21 protein-coding genes and 1 tRNA gene are annotated in these 22104 nt (G+C 67.7%); 9 read left to right on the top strand and 13 right to left on the bottom strand.

All coding sequences use genetic code 11. The features are described 5' to 3' along the window. Window positions 1–183: 183 nt before the first annotated feature. Window positions 184–2028 carry a hypothetical protein gene (locus ACFRAL_RS14815; protein ID WP_378884246.1) on the bottom strand — a complete coding sequence of 615 codons (1845 nt, stop codon included), beginning with the start codon at window positions 2026–2028 and terminating at the stop codon, window positions 184–186. Between the two features lie 408 nt (window positions 2029–2436). Between ACFRAL_RS14815 and ACFRAL_RS14820 the strand changes: the two genes are divergently transcribed. Next, window positions 2437–3051, top strand: coding sequence for a hypothetical protein (locus ACFRAL_RS14820; protein WP_378884249.1), 615 nt, complete (start codon window positions 2437–2439; stop codon window positions 3049–3051). A 370-nt stretch (window positions 3052–3421) separates the two neighbouring features. Next, window positions 3422–4147 (top strand): HNH endonuclease, encoded by a 726-nt coding sequence (locus ACFRAL_RS14825; protein ID WP_378884251.1) that lies wholly within the window; start codon window positions 3422–3424, stop codon window positions 4145–4147. Between the two features lie 48 nt (window positions 4148–4195). On the opposite strand, the gene ACFRAL_RS14830 is transcribed toward ACFRAL_RS14825, so the two are convergent. Then, window positions 4196–4708 carry a hypothetical protein gene (locus tag ACFRAL_RS14830; RefSeq protein WP_378884254.1) on the bottom strand — a complete coding sequence of 171 codons (513 nt, stop codon included), beginning with the start codon at window positions 4706–4708 and terminating at the stop codon, window positions 4196–4198. A 319-nt stretch (window positions 4709–5027) separates the two neighbouring features. Between ACFRAL_RS14830 and ACFRAL_RS14835 the strand changes: the two genes are divergently transcribed. Both ACFRAL_RS14835 and ACFRAL_RS14840 read left to right on the top strand, forming a co-directional pair. Further along, a complete protein-coding gene (locus tag ACFRAL_RS14835; RefSeq protein ID WP_378884257.1) occupies window positions 5028–5657 on the top strand; it encodes a hypothetical protein in 630 nt (209 codons plus the stop codon). Between the two features lie 395 nt (window positions 5658–6052). Beyond that, window positions 6053–6844 carry an ATP-binding protein gene (locus tag ACFRAL_RS14840; protein WP_378884260.1) on the top strand — a complete coding sequence of 264 codons (792 nt, stop codon included), beginning with the start codon at window positions 6053–6055 and terminating at the stop codon, window positions 6842–6844. Between the two features lie 351 nt (window positions 6845–7195). Here the strand turns inward: ACFRAL_RS14840 and ACFRAL_RS14845 are convergent. The 10 genes from ACFRAL_RS14845 to ACFRAL_RS14890 form a co-directional block, all read right to left on the bottom strand. Then, window positions 7196–7268, bottom strand: a tRNA-Met gene (locus tag ACFRAL_RS14845). 122 nt (window positions 7269–7390) lie between these two features. Next, window positions 7391–7927 (bottom strand): hypothetical protein, encoded by a 537-nt coding sequence (locus tag ACFRAL_RS14850; protein ID WP_378884263.1) that lies wholly within the window; start codon window positions 7925–7927, stop codon window positions 7391–7393. Next, complete coding sequence (locus ACFRAL_RS14855) at window positions 7924–8331, bottom strand: DUF4383 domain-containing protein (RefSeq protein WP_336398227.1); 408 nt, start codon at window positions 8329–8331, stop codon at window positions 7924–7926. Before ACFRAL_RS14855 ends, ACFRAL_RS14850 begins: the two co-directional genes overlap by 4 nt. A gap of 152 nt (window positions 8332–8483) precedes the next feature. Then, on the bottom strand, window positions 8484–9284 hold the full coding sequence (locus ACFRAL_RS14860; protein ID WP_378884266.1) for a hypothetical protein: 801 nt from the start codon (window positions 9282–9284) through the stop codon (window positions 8484–8486). A 101-nt stretch (window positions 9285–9385) separates the two neighbouring features. Then, the gene (locus ACFRAL_RS14865) at window positions 9386–11743 is read right to left on the bottom strand and encodes a hypothetical protein (protein WP_378884269.1); all 2358 of its coding nucleotides are present in this window, start codon (window positions 11741–11743) and stop codon (window positions 9386–9388) included. Between the two features lie 6 nt (window positions 11744–11749). Then, the gene (locus ACFRAL_RS14870; RefSeq protein WP_378884272.1) at window positions 11750–12427 is read right to left on the bottom strand and encodes a peptidoglycan-binding protein; all 678 of its coding nucleotides are present in this window, start codon (window positions 12425–12427) and stop codon (window positions 11750–11752) included. 297 nt (window positions 12428–12724) lie between these two features. Next, a complete protein-coding gene (locus ACFRAL_RS14875; RefSeq protein ID WP_378884275.1) occupies window positions 12725–13921 on the bottom strand; it encodes a saccharopine dehydrogenase family protein in 1197 nt (398 codons plus the stop codon). 64 nt (window positions 13922–13985) lie between these two features. Continuing rightward, window positions 13986–14411, bottom strand: coding sequence for a methyltransferase domain-containing protein (locus tag ACFRAL_RS14880; RefSeq protein WP_378884278.1), 426 nt, complete (start codon window positions 14409–14411; stop codon window positions 13986–13988). Window positions 14412–14430: 19 nt separating this feature from the next. Continuing rightward, window positions 14431–14736, bottom strand: a complete 306-nt coding sequence (locus ACFRAL_RS14885) for a hypothetical protein (RefSeq protein ID WP_378884281.1) — start codon at window positions 14734–14736, stop codon at window positions 14431–14433. Between the two features lie 72 nt (window positions 14737–14808). Further along, complete coding sequence (locus ACFRAL_RS14890; protein WP_378884284.1) at window positions 14809–15333, bottom strand: DUF1697 domain-containing protein; 525 nt, start codon at window positions 15331–15333, stop codon at window positions 14809–14811. Window positions 15334–15558: 225 nt separating this feature from the next. Here ACFRAL_RS14890 and ACFRAL_RS14895 point away from each other — a divergent pair, with 225 nt between their 5' ends. Continuing rightward, the gene (locus tag ACFRAL_RS14895) at window positions 15559–15975 is read left to right on the top strand and encodes a hypothetical protein (protein ID WP_378884287.1); all 417 of its coding nucleotides are present in this window, start codon (window positions 15559–15561) and stop codon (window positions 15973–15975) included. A 114-nt stretch (window positions 15976–16089) separates the two neighbouring features. On the opposite strand, the gene ACFRAL_RS14900 is transcribed toward ACFRAL_RS14895, so the two are convergent. Then, complete coding sequence (locus ACFRAL_RS14900) at window positions 16090–16905, bottom strand: nuclease-related domain-containing protein (RefSeq protein WP_378884290.1); 816 nt, start codon at window positions 16903–16905, stop codon at window positions 16090–16092. A 227-nt stretch (window positions 16906–17132) separates the two neighbouring features. Between ACFRAL_RS14900 and ACFRAL_RS14905 the strand changes: the two genes are divergently transcribed. The 4 genes from ACFRAL_RS14905 to ACFRAL_RS14920 all read left to right on the top strand — a co-directional run bounded on the left by ACFRAL_RS14905 (window position 17133) and on the right by ACFRAL_RS14920 (window position 22059). Continuing rightward, window positions 17133–18563: a DUF222 domain-containing protein gene (locus ACFRAL_RS14905; protein ID WP_378884293.1), complete on the top strand. Its 1431-nt coding sequence runs from the start codon at window positions 17133–17135 to the stop codon at window positions 18561–18563. A 100-nt stretch (window positions 18564–18663) separates the two neighbouring features. Then, window positions 18664–19095 carry a YkvA family protein gene (locus ACFRAL_RS14910; RefSeq protein ID WP_378884296.1) on the top strand — a complete coding sequence of 144 codons (432 nt, stop codon included), beginning with the start codon at window positions 18664–18666 and terminating at the stop codon, window positions 19093–19095. Between the two features lie 212 nt (window positions 19096–19307). Then, window positions 19308–20324, top strand: a complete 1017-nt coding sequence (locus tag ACFRAL_RS14915) for a LacI family DNA-binding transcriptional regulator (RefSeq protein WP_336398239.1) — start codon at window positions 19308–19310, stop codon at window positions 20322–20324. Window positions 20325–20391: 67 nt separating this feature from the next. Continuing rightward, window positions 20392–22059: an ABC transporter substrate-binding protein gene (locus tag ACFRAL_RS14920; protein WP_378884299.1), complete on the top strand. Its 1668-nt coding sequence runs from the start codon at window positions 20392–20394 to the stop codon at window positions 22057–22059. Window positions 22060–22104: the final 45 nt, after the last annotated feature.

Genomic DNA, 22104 nt, shown 5'->3' on the forward strand with positions numbered 1-22104 from the left:
GCCGCTGAGAACGTCGGTCCCAAGCTTGGGAGTCATGAGGTTGCGTTCCCGCCCTCCCCGTCACTGGAGGCGTTGGGCATGGTGGAAACTGGAGCAGAACCCGCTCAACGCCGAGTACAGGCCGTTCCATCGGCGTAACCCAGAGTGGCTACGCCCTTGGCGACTGTGCGGGGTGCGGCGGCGTCAAGTCGCCGCGAACCATGATGCTCTCAGTTCCGCTAGCGCTCGCACAATCGAATTGTCGGGAGTCGTCGCTCGCCGGATGGCACTATCTGCGAGCGCGAGATCCGAATCCCTCAGGCCATCCGGAACGGGGCCATGCTTGCCTAGGAACGGCAACTCGAAGATGAGAGCGGAGAAGGCGCTGAAAGCCATCCACCGAAGGCCCAGCGCGGTCGCTGAGGATCTTCCGACCAAGTGGTTTACTTCGCAGGCGTCTGCTGCCCGCGCCATCCAACTCACCGCTAGTCGCTCTGCAGGCGAGTCACTCAGTTCGCCCCCTGTGTGAAGATCGCGCAGCCCGCCGAAAAGAGCTTCTTTCAGCGTCTTCCAGTCTGGATAGACGAATCGCGAGGTGCAGTAATGAACGGCAACGAGCAGGCTAAACGGAGTGTCTACCCAATTCACAATTGATCGCCGCAGGCATGACGCGGCTTCCTCGTGCATGCCGGCCGCGCCAAGGGCCTGGACCTGAGCGAGAGTCACGGGCAGGCCGGGGTCCACAAGGTGCCGGGTTTCGGATGCATGCCGTATGGCGAGTGCACGCAGCCGGTGCAGTCGTTCGTCGTAAGCGTCGGTTTCGTCCCAGATGAGTTGCTGAGCAAGAGAAGCGATCAGCTCCTCACCGCGCGCGTGAGCACCTGAAACTGCGGCCGTCCGCTCGAGCCAACCGGACCGACGGTCTGGAGTGTCCATTTGCGCTGCGCGCACGAGCAGCAGCCCAAATCCACGTGCGTTCGAAGCTCGCTCCGTAAGCCAATGGTCGTTCGGCCTATTGGAACGAGCGGCGTCGACCCAGCTCGTTGTCAACTCGGGAAACGCTCGAATCGGGGGGATGGTGGATCGCCGATTGATCTCCGACGCCGCGCGATCGAGAGACAGTACCGACACCTGCAGCAGTGCGTTTCGTTTTGTCTCGGGTTCGGGGACGTGACTGAAGGCGGCGACCGTTCCCCGAGCGAGAAGCTCAGCCTCCCTCGCGGCCGAGAGCCAACGAATAATCAGGTGTCCAGCGCTGGGCGCCGACTCGCTTAGGACGTGAGCGAGACGCTGCGTCGAATCCTCCCAGTGGCTCGAATAGTGCCCGTCGCTGTCAGCCATCAGACGGCGATCGAGATATCCGAGTGCCAGCATCGACTTCGCCTCCGACATGCCGGACGCAGACAGGAACCCACCTCTAGTAAGGAATAGAAGTACGGGAATTAGCGCGGCGACCGACTGTGGAACCTCCTCGTCGAGCCAGAGGTTGTCGATGGGGGCGCGTCCGTGTGAACGCCGCTTGCCCCCAGGTGCGTCGTCCTTCGACGGGCTGTTCAAAGGAGTTGGCGTGCCGATCAATTCCGCTCTGAGTGAACTGACCAGCTTGTCGCCAAACACGATCCGAGCACCGTTCAATTCACGCTCAACCTGCACAGCGCCGCGGTAGGAAAGCACAGCGACCACGGCGTGGGCGAGCACAAGCACGAGCCCGATCGTGAGATCCACGCTCCAGTCCCATGGCCACCACTTGATCGCACCTCCTCGCAGCGCGAGAAGGACCAAGCCGAAGAGCGCGACGTTGAGTCCCGCTAGCGCGACAGAGACCCACTTACTGAGCCGGACCGCTCGAGGAAGCTGGAAGAGGGCCGATAGATCGCTGTTGTATTCGGACCGCACGCCATCTGCGAGACGAGTTCTCCACACTGCCACCAATGGCTCCGCAGACGCTCGAGCCTGGTCTGCAACCCTAAACCCGCGCGTGCGCGCGAAGTTCTCGATGAACACGCCTACGGAGAGCAATGCAACCATCAGAACGAGCAGCGGCGCCATCTTCTCCCCACCCGCCAAGGCGTGACGTGTTGGGAGCACCATACAGCACCGCTGCCTTGCTGAATCGAACGTTGTGCGACATAGCCCACCGCGCGTGCACTCGTGAGCGTCGGTGGAACCGTCTACGGGCACCGGCGCGATCAGGGACGCTCGGTGTGCCGTGACGAGTGCGCCGAACACCTCGTCCCGCCGACGACGCGGTGGCAGGTCGCTTCGATCCGCTTCAACGCCGCACGGGAGTTGGCCCTCTCGGGCGCATTAGTTGTGGGCCCTGGCCGGAGCCGACGACATCACGCAGCTGTTGGTAGATGTTCGGGATCAATACCGACCCCTTGCGCTGCCCGTCGTCCGGGAGGACTCTGGCTTTCTGTCGGAACATTTGGATGACGATCACGTCCTGGGGGTCTCGTGATTGAGTTTGCCATTCTCGTATCCGAAGCGGATACGAGCGCGACGCCGCTCGCCAACACGAAGACGGTCGTGGAGATCATCCAGTCCTTGGTGACAACCACGGCCGTCGTCGTGGGAGGCATCTGGGCCTACTTCAAGTTCGTCAAAGGTCGAACGCTTCGCCCACGACTCGAAGTGACGATCGCCGGCACTTGGGTTATCGCAGAGGGCGTGCAACATCCCCACGTGACCGTGAGCGTCAAGAACATCGGTACGACGGTGGTGCGGCTACTGCAGGAGGGCACCGGGCTGGCAATCGAAGCACTTGAAACGCCCCAGCCGGCCGGCAAGAACTCGATGGTCTGGGCGGCGGGCAGGACGGTGAGAGTCTTCGCCGATCATGAGTGGATCGAGCCCGGCGAGACAATCTCCAATGACCTGATCAGCACTGCGTCATTCAACGATCAGCCCGTGCGCGCGAACGTGCGTTTGGTATGGCAGTGGTCCGGTGGGAAGCACAACATCGTCGTGATGGCGCACAAGATCATCTGGCCCGACGACAAGCCAGTTAGCGAGCAGACCGGCAAGAAGGAAGGAGTATCTGATGGCAACGAAGGATTGGGACAGGGCTAACCAAAAGGACGAGGATCCCGACGAGACCGCTCGGTGGGAGGAGCGCGGCAAAGAGAACGCGCAGGCTCAAACCAACGAAGACAAAGCTGAGACCGGTCGGTGGGAAGAGTCGAAGGACTAGGAGCCCGTGGCCGGAGGCGATCCCCCAGCGCGCCGCACGAGAGCGAAACCTCCTTCCCGCATCTCGCATACGAGTTCTTCGGCGCGCCATTGCCGACAGTCCACGCCGCAAACTCAGCTACGCGAACGTATACATCAGTGACCTGAGTCGCGCAGGGACACACGACGCTATCGTGGCGGAATAGAGCCGCCGTTTCTCTTCGAGACGCCCGCGCCGCGGTACTTCGTTGACGACCACTGCGCGAATTGTTTGACGAAGCTGCCCGACGCCGTGGTGGGGCCGTACTGCTCCGCGTGGCGCGCCGAGGTCTGCGGGCATGTGCGCTACATGCGAGCCGTGCTTCGCGACGGGCGCTTCGAGGACCCGCTCGTGCGGACCGCCATCCAGCCCAAGGGCGCGTTCCTGTTAGTCGGCGGATACCGCTCGCTCGGGCGAACACTCAGCCCGGCACGTCGCCAAGAAGCCAAGAACCGTGACGCAGGGCAAAGCCAAGAGTGCGGCAAACCCGGCACCGACATCGACCACATCAGCGGCAACTCGGACGAGCTGGGGAATCTGCAACTGCTCTGCGGTGACTGCCATCGTGCCAAGACGGCCGAGCAATTGACCGAGGCGGCACCGGAGAACGCCGCCCTTCTCCGAGCACTGTTCCTGACGCGTGTCGCGCCCGACGAGCCCCGGCTACTTGCCGATGACGACACGCGGTGGGCGAATGTCTGGAAGCGACTGCAAGCAGCGCGAAAGGCTCGGTTCACGGCGCGTCTTGACGCCGCGGGCATCCGCGGACGCAATCGCAGCCGCATCGACCTCGCCAGCGACTTGGCTGTGAGCGAAAGCCAGGCCGAACGCGACCTGCAACGCGCAGCGGAGGTGCGGAGCTCTGTCGGCAGGGACACCTCTTCGAGGATCTCATGCGTCGCGTTTAAGCGCCGCGGATTGGCGCCGAGGTGGCCATGTGGGTCACGGAAGTACTGAAAGCCAGGGCCACGAGTGCTTGATCAAGTTGACTTGATCCGGCGACGCCTATGGCAGGGTCAGCTCGGCGCTCCCTGGCCCTGCCGCGGGAGCCGCATCGGAAGGTTCTGTCGAGACGCGCGCCCTCCACCAGTCACGGATCCGGTAGCCAAGACCAGCGACGAGGAGCGCGATCCCTACGAGCGAAAGCAGGAGCCCGCCAAGAGCTAGCCCGATCAGAAGGCTTTGGAACAGAGATACCCACGCGCCGGCATCGCCCCCGAGGATGAGGATCGCGACGATCGCGAGAAGGAAGCCCCCAACTGTGAGCAGATACGCTGCACCGAAAACGCCCATTGGCTCTCGTTGAGCTCCATAGGTGGCCGCAACACGAGTTCGACGGGCTTCGAGAGACTCACGAGCTTCGCCGGCAGGGAAAGTCTCAAGAATCGTGTTCAAGGCTAGGAGTTCCTTCGCCGCGCGTGGCTCACTCCGCGGTGCCAGTACTCCGACAAGTCCCACGACGGCTGCCGCAAGAGCTGACAGGCCCGCAATTAGCGCTACGGCAATCTCGTCATTCACACCGGTCAGCATAGAGTCGCGGGACTACCGAGCCCGCGCAATGTGCGCAGCGTCAACGTAGATCGATCGCACACCCGGGTGGTTCGTCACGGTCCCAAACCGGGCGCCGGCACGATCGGGGACGATCGTCGCACATGGTTTGAATCGGGGGCTCAGTCCGATCAACGACAGAGCCTTCGCCGCCGCACACGCCACTTCGAAGACACCTGTCCGCGCGAACACCACATCAACGGCCGGGCCCGCACGGTGCAGTAGGCTCCGGGTACGGTGTCACCTGCGATCGAACGCGCAGTCCCAGCGAGCAATTGGAGGGGAGCCGGTGGCAAATAGTCGGTTGCCGTCGCCAAGTCTTGAGCAGATCGTCGACAGAGCACGGATTCTGGTTATCGACGATCAGGAGTTCCCATACGAGGTTCTCTTTCGCGGTGCTGGCTACAACATAACGAAGTGGGACAACGTCGACTCGCTCGGCGACCTCGAAACCGGTCGGTACGACATAATCCTGCTTGATCTGCAAGGTATCGGTCGTGACCTCACCAAGGATCAGGGTTTGGGAGTGCTGCGTCACATCAAGAAGACGCGGCCGTCACAGGTAGTGGTCGCCTACTCCAACTCTGACTGGGGCGTTCAGTATCAGCCGTTCTTTGAACTAGCGGACCGCGTGCTACCCAAGAGCGCTGACTACGTCGACTTCAAGCGCGATGTCGACGATCTGCTTCTTGAGCACTTCAGTGTGGGCTTTCACGTTTCTCGGCTCTCGCGAAGACTGGCTGATGCGGGGGTGGAGGGGTTCTGGGCCAAGCGGGCCGTTGAGAGCGCCATCAAGAATCGAGACGCATCCAAGCTGACGAAGTTTCTTCGCCGCAGGAATGTCGATCCCGATGACGTCCAAGTCATCGCTGGACTTGCGCAAGTAGCGATCGGGGTGGCGCAACTGTGGGCGACCTGATGTACATGCCTTTCCCATACGTTCGAAACGGCAAGCGAGTCGATGGGCTCACTCACTCCTGGCCAAGTGTCTGCCTCGGGTGCAAGCACCGCCAATGCGAGGACGATGAAGGCACCGAGATCGGTCTCTGCAGCTACGGCTACAACTACAAGCGGATCGACGACTCACTCCTGGTCGCGGGTGTCGTAGTACGTGACTATCCAACGTCCACGAAGACCCGCGCAAAGGCGCTCAAAGCTGCGCGAGCAGAATCAATCCCGAGTGAACACCTACAAGCAGTCTCACTACGTGCTTCGGAGGGGCGGCAACGCGATGAGAATCAGGTCGCACGGGAAAAGGCGCGCATACTGCGGGAGTACCGGGAGTCCGAAGGGTACCGCGCAGACACTCTAGAGTTGCTCAAGCCGAGCTTGGAGCAGGCGTTCGCCCAGGTGCATGACTACAGGCGCCTGACTACCCTCGTGATTCAGAACATCAACGTACTGCTAGAGCAGTCCCACCCGGGGCTGGATCTGGAGGAGCAGCTTCGTCGCTCCGAGCGCCCGGTCCGCTCGATGTATTGGGCGGCGCGTCTCATGGAGTTCAAGCTCGAGTCGGCGCTCTTTATGGTGCATCCAGAACGCATCGACGACCCAGTGAGGAGAAGGGCGTTCCGGTTCCACGGATTAGTGCGAAAGTACGTCGGAATCTACGAGGCCCAGATGGCCACTCGCGGCATCACGTACCGCGAACAGGGCCAATCGTTCGGGCAACTGAACGAGAACCCCGACGCCGTTGGAGTGATCCCCAACGCATACATCGACAACGCCATAAAATACGCCCCGACCGGGTCTGAAATCGTGATCTCCTTCAACGAAGATGCGTCGACGATTCGATTTTCAGTGGGTTCGCTCGGTCCGCGCATCAGCAAGACCGACATGGAGCACTTGTTCGATCTGTTCTATCGCGCCCCGGCGGCGATTGAGACCTCGGAAGATGGCACAGGCTTCGGGCTGGCCCTAGCCCAGCACGTTGCTGAGCGGATCGAGGCGAAGCTCGAGGTCACTCAAGACGGGCACGAGCAGTCGAAGGGCTACTTCTGGACGACCTTTTCGGCTGAGTTGAAGAAGCGGCCGCAAGAGGAAGGCGCCGCCAGTCTTTATCGAGCGCGCGGGAGGGTGCCGGGAGGCGCCCGACCGACCGACTGAACTCACGGCTGGCGGGTCATGGACAAACGCCCACTGACCGTACGTAGGCCGGTCGCTCACCGATCGAGCTCAGCCCGGCGACGTGGTGCCGCGGCTGTGCAGTCGCCGTGCGCACGTAAAGCCCGCCCGCGATCCCGCCCCGACGGGGGCGGTCACTTGACACGCTGATGTGCCTACCGGCTCCGCTGCCAGGGTCAGCGTGTGGGCTCGATTGCTATGGCCGCTCACTGGCGACGCGAGGGCCAAAGCAAGCTCTTGGGAGCCAGAGAAGAGCGGGCGCAACGCTCACCTCGCCATGCACCGACCATCCGAGAAAGTGCCTTGATCAGGTAGATGCGTGGGTCTCAGTCGACGCGACGGCGGGAGTCGAACCCGCAACGCTGCCGGGTATGAACCGGAGCCCGGGACCGCCCGGATCGCCGCGATGACCTCACGCTAAACGCGATCCCCACGGATCGTCGGCGAGTGTCGGAGCGTGTCAGATGGTGACGAGATGTGACGCAACCGCTCGCGCACGCCGACAGCCGGCGGTGGCGGCATCCGTCATCAATGTCCGTCGTGCGTGACCACGGGCAGCACGGTGCCGTCGGCGCTGAGTAGCGCGGCCCCCTGGCACGCGCCCAGCGCCGGCACGACGAGAATCGTCACAACGGCCGCAGCAGCGACCATGCCCCACAGGCTCGTGCGCCGCGACGGACGACGCTGACCCCGCAGAATGCCGCACGCCACCACGACTCCGAGCGCGCCCAGCAGCGCGATCGCAAACACGCTCGCACGCCCCGGCGCGGTCGCCAGCAGACCCACCGCGACGACGACCCCCGCCGACACGCCGGCGACCGCCCCCCGCGGTGCCGGCGTGCGACCCATGGCGAGGCCGGCCGCGCCCCAGGCGAGCGCGGCCAACCCCACCACGACCGCGAGCGTCCCCAGCACTCGCGAGAGGGTGTCGGCCTGGAGTGCGACGATCGCCGCTGCCCCCAGCGCCGCGCTCACGAGGCCGAAGCCCCACGCCGCCACGGGCACCCACGACGGCGCGCGGGTGGCCGCGCGGTCCGTCGCGGATGCCTCGTGTCGCATGATCACGCCGTTGCGACTCGCGACGAGCGCTCGGCGCCCAGGCCGACACCGAGCAGCACGAGGGCGCTGGCGAGGTGCAGGAAGTGGTCGGGCGCGTTCAGCGCGAGGATGTTCGCCGGCGTGCCGACGAGGAAGAAGCCGACCACACCGAGCAGCAGGTAGGCCGCGCCGATGATCGTGTTCACGAGCTTCGCGGGGCGGACTCCGCGCAGGCCGGCGATGAACAGCGCCGCGCCGATCAGCAGGTGGGCGACGTTGTGCAGCGGGTTCACTTCGAAGATGCCCAGGAGCAGCCCGCCTTCGGTGGCGACGAAGCCGACACCTCCCGTGAACGCGAACCCGAGCAGGCCCACGAGAAGGTAGACGGCGCCGAAGACCGTGGCGACGATGCGATTCGGTGAAGAGCCCATGGTGAGACCTCTCTCTTGTCAACGGCGATCTGCCGTGCTGTGAGAGGTCTTCGGCGCGAGTCCGGAATCGGATGGGATGCCGCCCGGCGAAAGCGAATAGAGCGAGAGGATGGCGAGCGCGTCAGGTCGCTGCAGAGTAGTAGTCCGCCGAGTCAGGGAGCTTTCGCCCCTTGCTCGATCTTCTTCACCTGCTCGATATAGAACTCCTGACCCACGGGAGCCAGTTGCGCGACCAGTTCGCCCAGTTGCCGTTGCACTAGCCGTAGTCTCTCGCTCGTCGCCGCAGTGGGAAGGTCTCGAGAGATGAACTCAAACCACGTCGCGAACGTCTGCTCGTATCTGTCAAAGAACGTTGCGAAGCCGATGTAGCCCGCATCCCCGTCAGTGCCTCGCATCAATTCTGCGATCGCTCGTTGTTCCTCCCGCCAGACCATGAGCTTCGCTGAGTCATAACGGTCGCTCGCGAATGTTCGGCCAATATCGCGAAGCGTTGCGGCGACCGGCTGCGTGTCCGTATCCGTCAGTAGCTTTCCCAAATCGGCGCGGTCGTATAGGGATTCGACGACGCACCAGTACCTGGCAAACCGGTAGAGCGTGCCGCGAACCGCGACGTCGCGGCGCGACGGTTCGGAGCTCGGAAGATATGCGAGGAATGAGTTGTTGCGGATGTTGTCGATGCGGTGTGCCAGATCGACTGCCGCTAGCAGGAGCGGTTCGCGAACTCGATCCAACTCCGCCTTCGCCGTCAGCGCACGCTCTTCGACTCGCACTTGTCTCGCGAGTTCGCCTTTGTAGTCTTCGAGTTCGCGCGTGAGGTCGGCCTGCTTCCTAACCAGTTCTTGTTGGACTTCATTGGACTCTTGCGCTTGCCGACGACCGGAGAGCCACGCGAGGATCGCAACGGCGAGAGATGCGAGTGCGGCGACCAGGGCGGCCGAGAGCTGTGGATCCATGGCCAAATCAAAGTCAGCAACGGGGGACCGGTCAAGTGGCGCGCAATTGCGCACCCTCGGAATCGGATGGGTTTGAGCGGCCGCTCGCCTGACGCCTCGGTTCAGGGCGCCTCCTCCTCCGTGCTCGTCGGCGTGGGCGACGGTTGAGGATCGACGGATGCCGTCGCCTCGGGCGTCGGCGTGGGCGTGGGCGTGGGCGTCGGCTCGGGTGCGTCCTGCAGCGGCCCCTCGTCGTCGGCGGTGGGAGCCGGTGTGGCGCCCTCTGTGCCGGTCTCGTCGGCCGGATCCGAGTCGTCCCCGGTGCGCGTGTCGCCCTCGGCGCGCGTTGCGGCGTCCTCCTCGATCACCTCGACGATGAGGGCCTTGTACTCCTCCAGCTGATTCTCGATGTCCGACAGCGGAACGCTCTCGAGGTCCTCCGCGAAGAGCATGATCTCTTCCCAGAGGGCTGACAGGCGCGCCATCCCGTCCTCGCTGAGCGGGCCGTCGAGGGTCACCACGAGCTGGCTGGCCAGCGCGTAGGCCAGGCAGTTCACGCAGCCGTAGTTGACCGCCGCCGACAGATTCTCGGGCACGATGACGTCGGCCTGACCGACGATGAGCACCACCTGGAAGCCGACCGCCACCGCGGCGCAGTCGGTGCAGCTCGCGAACGCGTACGCCTCGTTGCGCGTGTCGACGGTGTCGTCCTCCGCCCACACCAGGGCGAATGCGACGTCGTAGACGACCGACCCATCGCCGGTGTTGACGGCGAGCGCCTGATTGCCATCCGCCTCGGGCGGCAGCGGCCGGTCGAACGGGAAGACCCAGGTCGCGGCATCCGACCCCTCACGCGGAACGAGGATCATCGCCAGCTGCGGATCCGCGGCGGTGCCGAGCTCGGTGTTCTCGGGCAGAGCCGTGACGGTCGTGCCCTGCGCCCCGCGGCGCAGTCCTTCGGACTCGGTGGGGCTCAGCGCGGTGACGGCGCCGACCGCGTCGACGAGGGTTCCGCGCTCGTAGGCCTGAACGGGCCGGTACCGGTGCGCGTCGGGCCACCAGGCGAACGCGACCGCGCCGGCAACGACCGCGGCCAGGGCGATGGCGGCGGTGCGGCGGACGGGGCGGCCGCGCGTGCCGCGGATGATCCTGGTGCCGATGCCGCGCACGAGCAAGACGAGCATCGCTGCGATCGCGAGAAGGGGGAGCAGCAGCACGGCGATCGCCGCGACGTGCCCGATCACGCCCAGCCAGTTCCCTTCAGGCATCGCGCCCGCCAGCCGCTCCTGCTGGTCGAGCACGGACGCCCACGCGGTTCCGACGATCCGCGGGAGCGCGAGCACCATGAGCGCGACGCTCAGAATCAGGAGCGGCACCGTCACCAGCACCCACAGCGTCACGACGATGCGCGCCCAGGGCCGAAGCGCGTTGGCTTCCGGATCGCCCCATCGCCACGGCAGCGCCCCGAGAAGCGTCGGCTTGATGCGCTGGAAAAGGTCCGGCACGCCGGTGAGATCCGCGAGGATGTGGTACCCGTCGAACCGGAGGAGCGGCAGAAGCTGCCGGACCATCTGCAGCACCTGGATCGCGACGACCAGCAGCAGCGCGTCCCAGCCGGTGGCGAGCCACACGGCCATGATCGCGACGGCGACGATCGCGTTGAAGTAGAGCCCGCCGAGGTCGGTGCGGATGCGACCGCCGCGACCCAGGCGGTACGAGTCGGTGACGTCGGTGTAGAACGCAGGCCAGACGAGGTAGAGCCCTGCGCCCATGGATCCGGGCGTGGCCCCGCCGCGGCGGGCGGCGGCGGCGTGACCGAACTCGTGGAATCCGGCCGAGAACACCGTCACGACGAGCACCAGCAGCAGCAGGCCGGGGTTGGCGAAGGCGTCGTGCGTCGCCGAGCCGAGGCCCTTCACGAAGAGCACCCACCAGCAGGCGGCGAGGAACGCCGCCGTGACGGCGATCATGATCACGGGGTGGAACAGCGCGGCGAAGGGCCTGGTGAGCGCGTTCGTGCGGTCCGGGTCGGTGACGGTGTAGCGGAAACGGATGCCGAGCAGCGGGTCGCTCTTCTTCAGTTCCGGTTCGGAGCCGTCGGGCAGGCGCAGGAGTCCGAGCGGCATGAGCCGGTTCTCGATGAGCACCCGCACGTTGTCGGCGCTGACCTCGCGCCCGGAAGCCCGACCCGCTGCCTGTGCGATCTCGGCCAGTCCGCGCCCGCCGTCGATCGCGTCCAGCACGGCGTACAGCAGCGGTGTCAGCTGGATAGTCTGACCATCCGCCCGGCGCACGAGCCACGGCGGCTCGCGATAACCGGAGTTCTGCGCCTGACCGAGAAGCTCGACGGCCGACGCTCGGGCGGGAACCCACGCTCCGGCGGGGACGGCGGCGTCGGCGGCGGCCGGCGGAGCGGTAGCGGTCGGAGCGGTGGCGGTGGGCGGGCCGTCGGTCGACGACCCGCCCGGGGTTCGAGGCATCCGTGCCTACTGGCCGATGTCGGACTGCTGATCCGCCGTCGCAGTGGCCTCGCCGTCGATCTGCTGGTTGATGATCGCGTCCTGCTGCGCCAGCGCAGCGGCCTCGCTGTCGATCGAGCCGATGTTCGCGGCGACGGCCGCGTCGATGGGGGCGGCGACGTTCGCGTTGGCGGCCACCGCACCGTTGATCGGCGCCGCGATGTCCGCATCGGCCGCCACGTCGACGTCCACGTTCAGCAGGTCGCCGTCGAGGCTCGACGTCAGGTCGGGCACGGTCTCGGCGTCCGGGAGCGTGCCGTCAGGCAGCAGCCCGGTGTCGGCGGTGCCGTCGGTAGTCGTGTCGTCGGTTCCGGCGGTGTCGCCCTGCTGGAGAGTGCTGTCCTGCGTGGACTCGGCCGTCGCGTCGGCGGTGACCCCCTGGTCGATGCTGACGCTCTGGTCGGCCAGCGCCTGAGCAGAGGAGCCCGACGAGAGGATGTTGGCCGACGCCGCGGCATCGATCGGCGCCGCGACGTTCGCGTTCGCAGCCACCGCGAGGTCGATGGGAGCCGCGGCGGAGATGCCGAGATCGAGGTCGGCGTTGAGGTCGAGGATCGAGGCCACCTCCTTGTCGGGAAGCGCGACGCCGCCCTCGGCCTCGAGTTCTTCACTGGTCAGCGGACGTGATGGGTTCTGCGTGCTCATCGTTCTTCCATTCCCGGTGCCCCCCTCGGGCCCCTCGTCTTGGACGGTGAGTGCGGCTGCCCGCCCCTGGGACTTGGGCCGCCCCCTCGCTTCATCGAGCGCAGGGACATCGTAGGAAGACCCGCGGCGACGCGCCCGCGATCCAGGGAGGGATTGACACGGCGGCGTCGCAGGCAATATAGGCCGCCGACGAGGCCTTTCCCGGCGCGTGCGCCCGCGGGACGGGCGCCGGTTCGGAGGCGCCCGGGGGTGCTTATCGGAGAGCTCGACGACACCGCCCGGTGCGCCGAGCCCGGATCACCTGGCGTTGGCCTCCAGCGTGAAGCGCTGCCCCCGCAGCCGCTCCGCCAGCTGCTCGCCCATCGCGACCATCGGCGTCAGCACGCCGGCCCGGTCGGGGAGGTCGTCGAGGGCGAGGCTCAGCGCCGACTCGGCGAGCATCACCCCGGTCCCGCCGTAGCCGGGATCGTACGGCGCGGCGACGCGGGTGCGCACCGGCAGGCCCTCGACAGGGTAGACGTCGACGTCGAGGGCGAAGCGGCCGTGCTCGATCGCCTCCGCGCTGGGTCCGCTGCCGGGTGACGGCAGCACCCGGTCGAGCACGGCGCGCGTGGGAGTGAACCACATCGCGCCGACGAGGGCGGCCGTCCCGAGGGCGATCCCCCCGGCCCGTGCGAAGCCGGCGAGGCCGCGCCCGGTCGCCACGACCTCGCGGTACTGCATCAGCTGCCCGTAGCTCCAGCCGGTGAGGTAGTTGCTGCGCTGGACGATCTGCTGGTTGTAGCCGCCCATGATGAACGGCGCCTGCCACGTTCCCCGCACGGTGCCCCAGCCGTTGCCGGCCCGGTTCGGCAGACGCACCGACGGCCCGGGGGTGAGCGCGTAGGGGTCGGCGAGGAGGCGGCGGGCCGAGGCATCCGTCTTCGCCTCCTTCACCTGCTGCCGGAGCGAGTCGATCGTGCCGCCGCTGATGCCGCCGCGCAGCGACCGCACCGTCAGGGTCGCCGCGACGATCGGCACACCGCCGGCGGCGGCGTGGGCGAGCCCGAGGCCGAGGTCGGACGGGATCGAGTCGAACCCGCAGGAGTGGACGATCCTGGCGCCGGTGCTCTCGGCGACCGCGTGATTGCGCTCGATGCTGCGCGCGACGAAGATGCTCTCGCCGGTCAGGTCGGCGTACGACGTGCCGGCGCGCGCGCACGCCGCGGCGACCTCCATGCCGTAGCGCAGGTACGGTCCGACGGTGGTGGCGATGACAGAGGCGGATGCCGCGACCCGGGCGACGGCCGCGTCATCGGCGGTGTCGACCTCGAGGGTCGGCCAGTCGACGCCGAGCTCGCGCTTCACCTCGTTCAGGCGTGCGGTCGACCGGCCGGCGAGGGCGATCCGCACGCCGTCGGGCGCCGATCGCGCCAGGTGCCGCGCGGTGTACCTGCCGACGAACCCCGAGGCGCCGAGCAGGACGATGTCGTGGTCGCGGTCGTTCGTCCTCATGTGACGCGAGCCTAGGCGGGGAGGAGGCGTCAGGGCATCCGGTTGAGTGGCGGGCCCGGCCGCTCTACAGCGCGATCGCGATGAGCGGCGAGCCGGTGTCGACGTAGAGCAGCGCGCCCGGCTTCAGCGCTCGACGCAGGTTCGCGAGCGCGGGCTCGTAGAGCCGCCGGTGCCGCCCGTCGAGGGCTCCGACGCGACACGCGAAGGCCAGGTCGAACGGCGCGACGCCGGCGGGCAGGGCGAAGTCCTCGACCGGCGCGTGCAGCACCGACAGCGTGCCGCCCGCGATCTCGCTGTCGCAATTCGCCTGGATCTGACGGATGCCGGTGGCCGACCGGTCCAGCACGAGCACGTGTCCGTCCGGTCCAACGCGGGCGGCGACGGCTCGCGCGGCGGCGCCGGGAGCTCCGCCGACCTCGAGGACGCGCATCCCGGGGCGGAGCGGGAGCGCGTCGACCACCGCCTGCAGGCGCGGCGAGAGTGCGTTCATCGCCTGTCGCCCGTGCGCATCAGTGGACCGGCCGTTCGGGACGCACCGTCCAGCCGAGCTTCTCGAGAGCGGCGGCCAGACGCTTGGCCTGGAAGAGTGCGGCGTCGCGTGAGGTCTTGGAGCACACGTCGATCGCGAGCGGGGGAGGGTCGGCGAACTTCGGGATCTCGACCTGCGCCCACGCGTCGACGCTGAGCCACACGCGCGGCCGCGCCGTGCCGGGGTTCTCCACCTCGCCGTCGGCGACGAACGCGATCGTGTCGAGCGCGTCGAGCTTCGTGATCGGAAGGTCGATCACCAGCGTCACGACGTGCAGCGAGCCCACGTGTCGAGTCTGCGACAAGGTCGGCGTGGAGGGAAGCCGTCGTTTCTGATCGGAGCTGGCGGTGGTGCTCGGTCACGACGGGCCGAAGCGGGCGACCAGCCGGACGACCGTCGGCAGTCCGCGCGAGGTCGCCCGGCCGCCGGTGAGGCGCTCGAGCATCGGCGTGGCGTTGCCCTGACCCTCGACGTCGTTGTGGACGAGCGTCCAGCGGGGACCGGCGTCGACGAGCGTGCAGCCGTACTGCGCGGCGAAACTCGCGACCTCGGGATCCTGCGCGTCGACGGTGCCTCCACCGTGGAGCGTGAACTCGTACCCGCGGGGTTCGGGCGTCGCCCCGTGCTCGGCGGCGATCGCCACCAGGTCGGAGAGGGGGATCCAGAGGATGTCGCGCTCGTGGCCGGATCGAGCGGCGATCGCCTCCGCCGCGCTCGCCACCGCTTCGGCGGGTTCGTCGGAGTCGAAGACGACGGTGCCGTTGCTCTGGAAGGTCTGCACGTCGTGGCATCCGGCATCCGCGAACCCGGCCACGATATCGGCGGTCGAGGGGTGCCCGCGCTGACCCTGGTTGACGTTCCGCAGGAAGGCGACGCACCGCATACGCCGAGGGTAGGGCCCGCCTCTTGTCTTGTGTCGGTGCCCGGTCGTAGGGTCGCAGGCGTGTCACTCGTGAACGACATCGTGCGCGCGTCCCTCCGCGCCGCCGACCCAAGGAGCCGATGCTCGGCGACCCGCTGAGTATTGCGGCCGGCGCTGTCGGCCCTCCTTGTTCGATTCACCGCCCGCGCGGTGCAGCTTCGCGCGGCTGACACGAGAGACGGCACCATGATGCACGACGCCCTGTGGAGCGCCCAGCGCTTCCGCGAGTTCCTGACCCTTCTGCGCGGCGGCATGTTCGCCCCTCCCATCGACGACGACGAGCGCGACGAGTTCCTGCGCCAGGCGCGCGCCCGCATCGCTCCCGACGTGCAGCGGCGTGTGCTCGCCGAGGTCGGCGCGTCGGTCGACGGCGATGGAGTGGCGCTCATCGCGTTCGAGTTGCTCGAGTCCTGCGCGTGGGACCCCCGCCGCACGTGGCTTCTGGCCACTTCGGATCCGTGGCGGCACCTCGCCGACCTCGTCGCGCGCGAGGTGACGGCGGCGTACGGCGAGTCGGTGCGCCGGGTCGGAGACGACGACGAGCTCGCCGGGATCCTGAGCGCCAGCACCCGGGCCCAGCTCGAGGCGGGCGACGAGGAGTAGGGGCGAGGGAGTAGCGGGGGGCGAGGGGCGAGGAGCTGGGAGGGAGGGGCGAGAAGCAGTAGCGGGCGGGGGTCGCGCGGGGCGACGTCGGTTCGCTCGCTCCGCGCTTCGCGCTCAGCCGCCGGTGAGCGTGGAGATGAGCCCGCTGTACGTATTGCCAGCCACCGTGACGGCGATGCCGATGCCCGCGATGAGCACGCCGGCGCCCCAGAGGATGCGCACTCGGCGTGCCTGCTCGACCTCGCGTTCCAGCGCGTCGAACGCTGCCGCGTCGTGCGGGCCGGGTGCGGCGGGCTGCGGCATCCATGTTTCCCGTCGAATGACGGATGCCGCCAGGCGCTCGCGGTCGGTCGGCTCTAGAGTGGATCGGCGACGCTTCAGCCACCGCGTCAGTTCTCCTTCGCGCAGCACGATGACATCGGCGGGGCGCTCCTTGAACGTGATGTCGCGTGCACCGACGATGGCGATGATCGGCGTCGCCGTCACGGGAGCGCCGGTGGCCGTCGTCATCAGCCGGGCGACGCGCTGCGCTTCGAAACGCGCGTTGCGCAGATGATCGGTGGACTGACCGTTCACGAGGATGCGACGGCTGGCGACCCAGATCCTCGCGTCGTCGTGGAACTTCGTGTTGATGGTGAAGAGGCCGGGCGGCCCCACGACCACGTGGTCGATGTCGCTGCCGCGCTCGCCGATCGGCGCCGAGTGCAGGACGGTCCACTCGTCGCCGAGCGCCTCGAGGCGCTGGGCGACGCGGCGCTCGCCGAGCGCACCCTGGTACCACGGGCGCGAGTCGTCGGAGAGGGGAGAACGGCCGAACAGCCTCGCCAGCGCCGAGCGAGGAGCGACGGATGCCTGGGCGCTGAGACATGCGGTGATCACCGACGCCGCGGGCACTCGCGCGAAGTCGGGGGCGGGCTCGGGCTCGGTCATTGAGGCGAGCATACGGGTGGCGGCGGGTGGGGGCGGCGGGGCGCGGCATCCGACCGACATGCTGCGTTGGTCGTCTCGCCGTCGGTGTGGCCAGCGCGGGTCTGGCTGGCGGCGGTTCCTCCCCAGGTGGGGGTCTCGTCGGCGTGTTGCGAGTTGTCCACAGAAGCGTGCGTGACCTGGGGTTTACGGTGCCCTCGATGTCGGAACCCCTCGCCAGAATGAGGGGTATGAACTTCCCGCTCGCCGACCTCACCGGCGTCGCCGATGCGCTCGGCGACGTGCTCGGGTCGGCGCTGCGCGGCGAGGCGCAGCGGGCGTTGTCGCACCGTGAGTTGGTCGAGGCGCTGGGTGTTGTCGAACGGCTGGGTCGGATCACGGATGCCGCGCGCTTGGCGCTTGCCGGTGAGGTGGCGCGTCGCGCGGATTCGGAGTTCGGCGAGGATGCGATCACGACGCTGTTCGGGTGCGGGTCCGCGCAGGAGCTCGTGGAACGGACGACGCTGGTGTCGGCCGGGACGGCGCGGGCGCGGCTGCGGGATGCGAAGGCGATCACCGGACGGGTGACGTTGACGGGGCAGTCACGTCCGGCTCCGCTGGAGCATGCCCGGGCTGCGCTGGCGGTGGGGCGGCTCAGTGCGGATGCGCTGACGACGATCGTCGACGCGTTGCGGCCGTTGCAGGGCCGGTGCTCGGTCGATGAGCTTCAGGCCGCCGAGTGCGAGCTCGTCGGGGCGGCGGTCGGGGATGGTGCGGCGCCTGGGTACGGGATCCATGAGTTGAAGGTGATGGCGACGACGTGGGCGTTGTTCCTGGATCCTGACGGCACGTTGCCGGATGAGGAGTACTCGGAGCGGATGCGGGGGATCCGGATCAGTCGGCGGTCCCGGCGGGGGTTGCGCCGGATCTCCGGTGATGTGACCGAGGACGTCGCGGCGCAGTTCGACCGGCTCGTGGACGCGCACCTGAACCCGCGTTCGCAGGACCGCGGGCCGCGGTTCGTGGATGCCGCGGTTGACGGTGCCGAGCCCGAGGGTGCGCCCGAGGACCGGGTGCTGGATCCTCGCACCGTCGACCAGAAGCGGCATGATGCGTTCGCGTCGATGCTGTCCGCTGCCGCCGGTGCCGCCGGCACTCCGACGTTGGGGGGTGCGGCGCCGACGCTGATCGTGACGACGACCGCGGAAGACCTCGACCGGGCGGATGGTGTGGCGTTCGTGGAGAGCGCGGACGGTCCGGTGCCGGTGCCGGCGTCGTTGGCCCGGCACATCGGCTGCCACGGCACCATCCACCGACTCGCCTTCGCGGCCAACGGTGCGATCAAGGCGCTGCGCGTCGAGGACCGGGTGTTCAACCACTGGCAGCGAAAGGCGATCGGCGCCCGCGACGGCGGCTGCATCATCCCCGGCTGCACCGTCCCGGCCGCCTGGTGCGAAGTGCATCACGTCATCGACTGGGCCAACGGCGGCCCGACCTCGATCGACAACGGTGTGCTGCTGTGCTGGCACCACCACCGCGGCATCGAGACCAGCGGGTGGGAGATCCGGATGATCGACGGCATGCCACAGGTTCGACCACCCGGCTGGCTCGACCCGCAACGACGATGGCGAGAACCCAACCGCCTCCTCCTCAACGAACTCAGACGCGCCAGATCCGCGTGAGCCCCCGCGCCGGTGTTCCGACGCTTCTATGAGGCGAGTCGCATGCATGGTGGGATGGGATCGGCGGGAGCGGCCGATCTGAAAGTCCTGGAGGTGATCCGTGCCGGACTGGCTCATCGGGATATTGAGCGTGGTCGGCGGATTCGTCCTGCTGTGGATGCTGCTTCTGCTTCTGCTGTCGATTCAGCAGCGTCGCGCGGGAGCCGATGCGGACTGGAGGGGGATGCTGCGGCTCGTGCCGGATGTGATCCGGCTGGCCAAGCGCCTCGCAGGCGATCCGACCGTTCCGCGGGGAACGAGGTGGTGGCTGCTGGGGCTGCTGGGCTACCTGCTGCTCCCGATCGATCTCGTCCCCGACTTCATCCCCGTGCTCGGATACGCCGACGACGCCATCGTGGTCGCGGTGGTCTTGCGGTTCGCCATCCGGCACGCCGGACGCGAAGCGATCGAGCGGCACTGGCCGGGCACGCCGGCGGGCCTGCAGAGCGTGCTCACGCTCGCGGGACAAGGGAAGGCGAAAGGCGTCGCCTGACAGGTGGTGTTCCGCTCCGACCGCGAGAGCGCGGTGGGTGGGCCCGGACCTCCGTTCCTCACCGCTCCCTCCCGCACACTCGTTTCCCGCTTACCCGATTGCTGGTTGTCCGACTCCGGCTTGCCGGATCCGCTAACTCGCGTTAGCATCGATCTCACGCACCACTCACGCGCGTTAGTACTCCATCGCGCGGCATCCAACGAAGGAACGACATGTCAGAGACGACCAGGCGCGCGGTGACCATGGCGGACGTCGCCCGTCACGCCGGCGTCTCGCGCTCGGCCGTCTCGTTCGTGCTCAACGACCGCCGCTCGGTCAGCATCGCCGAGGACACGCGCGACCGCGTGCTCGCTGCCGCGGCCGAGCTCGGCTACCGCCCCAACGCCGGCGCCCGCGCCCTCGCGAAGAAGCAGAGTGACTGGTACGGCCTCGTCACCGAGATCGTGACCGCACCCTTCGCCGTGGAGATCATCAAGGGCGCCCAGGATCGCGCGCTCGTCGACGACAAGTATCTGCTCATCGCGTCGACCGAGGCCGACCCGGCCGTCGAGACGGCGGCCATCGAGCGGCTGCTCGAGCAGCGCGTCGAAGGTCTCATCTACGCCGCGACGTGGCACCGCGCGGTCGTGCTGCCCGAGATCGCCCGCGAGGTGCCGACGGTTCTCGTCAACTGCTTCGACGCCGAGGGCCGGTACCCCGCCGTGGTCCCCGACGAGCGCACCGGCGGACGCCGCGCGACCGAGCGCCTGCTCGCCGCGGGGCACCGCCGTATCGGGTTCATCAACCTGGATCCCGACATCCCCGCGGCCGTGGGCCGGCTCACCGGCTACCACGAGGTGCTGCAGGAGGCGGGCATCACCCCCGACGACGAGCTCGAGATCTCAGGACACGCCACCGCCCACGGCGGCTATGACGCGGCATCCGCTCTTCTCGACCTCGCCGACCCTCCCACCGCCCTCTTCTGCGCGAACGACCGCATGGCGATGGGCGCGTACGACGCGATCAAGGAACGCGGTCTGCGCATCCCCCACGACGTCGCCGTCATCGGATTCGACAACCAGGAGCTCATCGCGGGCTACCTGCGGCCGGGTCTGACGACGGTTGCACTGCCCTTCGAGAAGATGGGCGCCCTGGGCGTGGAACTCCTCGCCGAGATCATCGCGGGTCAGCCGACCGCCACGGGAACCGTGACGGTCGACTGCCCACTCTTGGAACGCTCGTCGGTGTGACTGGACATCCGACCGCCGAGCGTCAGCCCCCTTCGGCTTCAACGAAGAAGAAAGGAACACCCTCATCATGACACTTCACCGCAAGGTGGCGGTCGTCGCGGCCGCCATGGCGGCGACGGCGGCGCTCGCGCTGTCCGGTTGCAGCGCCGGCGGAGGCGAATCCGCCGACGCGCTCGACGGGTCGCAGCTGTTGACCATCCCCCGTGAGGACATGGGGACGTTCGACCGCAACTTCAACCCGTTCGCGAACCCCGACTTCCCGATGACGCATCAGGCCATCTACGAGTCGATGCTCATCTACAACCCCGCCGACGGCTCGACCACCCCGTGGCTCGCGACCGAGTGGGAGGTGGCGCCCGACAGCACGGGCATCACGTACCACCTCCGCGACGGCGTCACCTGGTCGGACGGCGAACCGCTCGTGGCCGAAGACGTCGTGGTGTCGTTCGACCTGCAGCGCGAGGTGCGCGGCGGCTTCGACTACATCGAGTCGGTCACCGCGGTCGACCCGCTCACGGTGCAGTTCGACTTCAACCAGCCGTTCTCGCCCGCGCTGCTCGACATCGGCCAGCAGATCATCGCCCCCGCCCACATCTGGAACGAGGTGGACGACCCGACGAAGTTCGCGAACGAGGAGCCGGTCGGTACGGGGCCGTACACCGAGGTCACCAACTTCCAGGCGCAGTCGTTCGACCTGGGCAAGAACCCCGAGTACTGGCAGCCCGAGAAGCAGCAGATCGAGGGCATCCGCGTGCTCGCGTTCTCGGGCAACGACGGCGCGAACCTCGCCGCCGCCAACGGCGACGTCGACTGGGCGCCGCAGTTCATCCCCAACATCGACGAGGCCTACGTCGCGAAGGACCCCGAGCACCGGTTCTACTGGTTCCCGCCGACCGGATCGATGATCAACTGGCAGTTCAACACCACGAAGGCGCCGTTCGACGACCCGGACGTGCGCAAGGCGCTCTCGATGGCCGTCGACCGCGAGCAGGTCACCTCGATCGGCATGCAGGGCTACACCGCTCCGGCCGACTGTACAGGCCTGAGCGGCGGATACGACACGTGGCGCGACGAGTCCGTCGTCGAGTCGTGCACGTGGACCGAGCGCGACCTCGAAGGAGCGGGAGAGCTGTTGGATGCCGCGGGCATCACGCTCGGCGCCGACGGAACGCGCGTCCTCCCCGACGGGTCGCCGTTCGCCTTCGACTTCTCGGTCGGCTCGACCTCGAGCGACTGGGTGTCGGTCGGCAACGTCATCTCGCAGAACCTCGCCGAGCTCGGCGTCACCGTCACGGTCGCCGCGAAGGACTGGGGCGACGTCGTCGCCGGGTACGAGAACGGCACGTTCGACTCCGGCATCGTGTGGAGCGCCGGCGCCCCCACGCCGTACCAGTTCTACCGCGGCGTGATGTCGACCGAGACCGTGAAGCCGGTGGGCGAGCAGACGTTCGACAACTACCACCGCTTCGGCAGCGCCGACGCCGACGCGCTCCTCGCACAGTTCGCCGCGGCATCCGACGAGAGCACCCAGCACGAGGTCATGGACCAGCTGCAGGCGCTGTTCGCCGAGCTCGCACCGGTGGCACCGCTCTTCCCCGGACCGGAGTGGGGCGCTGCCAGCACGGAGCGGTTCACCGGCTGGCCGACCGAGGACGACCCCTACGCGACGCTCTCGACGCGCGCGCGCACGACGGTCCTCGTCCTCACCACGCTCGAGCCGGTCGTCACCGACTGACCGATCGCGTCGTCCTGCTGCGCCGCCCGCGCGGCGCAGCAGGAC

This window comes from Microbacterium sp. NPDC056736 (genome assembly GCF_042790415.1).
Classification (GTDB): domain Bacteria; phylum Actinomycetota; class Actinomycetes; order Actinomycetales; family Microbacteriaceae; genus Microbacterium.

Coding starts and splice junctions, on each gene's coding strand:
- ACFRAL_RS14815 (WP_378884246.1), bottom strand. CDS start 2,028: ATGGCGCCGCTGCTCGTTCTGATGGTTGCATTGCTCTCCGTAGGCGTG.
- ACFRAL_RS14855 (WP_336398227.1), bottom strand. CDS start 8,331: ATGGGCTCTTCACCGAATCGCATCGTCGCCACGGTCTTCGGCGCCGTC.
- ACFRAL_RS14860 (WP_378884266.1), bottom strand. CDS start 9,284: ATGGATCCACAGCTCTCGGCCGCCCTGGTCGCCGCACTCGCATCTCTC.
- ACFRAL_RS14865 (WP_378884269.1), bottom strand. CDS start 11,743: ATGCCTCGAACCCCGGGCGGGTCGTCGACCGACGGCCCGCCCACCGCC.
- ACFRAL_RS14870 (WP_378884272.1), bottom strand. CDS start 12,427: ATGAGCACGCAGAACCCATCACGTCCGCTGACCAGTGAAGAACTCGAG.
- ACFRAL_RS14875 (WP_378884275.1), bottom strand. CDS start 13,921: ATGAGGACGAACGACCGCGACCACGACATCGTCCTGCTCGGCGCCTCG.
- ACFRAL_RS14880 (WP_378884278.1), bottom strand. CDS start 14,411: ATGAACGCACTCTCGCCGCGCCTGCAGGCGGTGGTCGACGCGCTCCCG.
- ACFRAL_RS14890 (WP_378884284.1), bottom strand. CDS start 15,333: ATGCGGTGCGTCGCCTTCCTGCGGAACGTCAACCAGGGTCAGCGCGGG.
- ACFRAL_RS14895 (WP_378884287.1), top strand. CDS start 15,559: ATGATGCACGACGCCCTGTGGAGCGCCCAGCGCTTCCGCGAGTTCCTG.
- ACFRAL_RS14900 (WP_378884290.1), bottom strand. CDS start 16,905: ATGACCGAGCCCGAGCCCGCCCCCGACTTCGCGCGAGTGCCCGCGGCG.
- ACFRAL_RS14905 (WP_378884293.1), top strand. CDS start 17,133: ATGAACTTCCCGCTCGCCGACCTCACCGGCGTCGCCGATGCGCTCGGC.
- ACFRAL_RS14915 (WP_336398239.1), top strand. CDS start 19,308: ATGTCAGAGACGACCAGGCGCGCGGTGACCATGGCGGACGTCGCCCGT.
- ACFRAL_RS14920 (WP_378884299.1), top strand. CDS start 20,392: ATGACACTTCACCGCAAGGTGGCGGTCGTCGCGGCCGCCATGGCGGCG.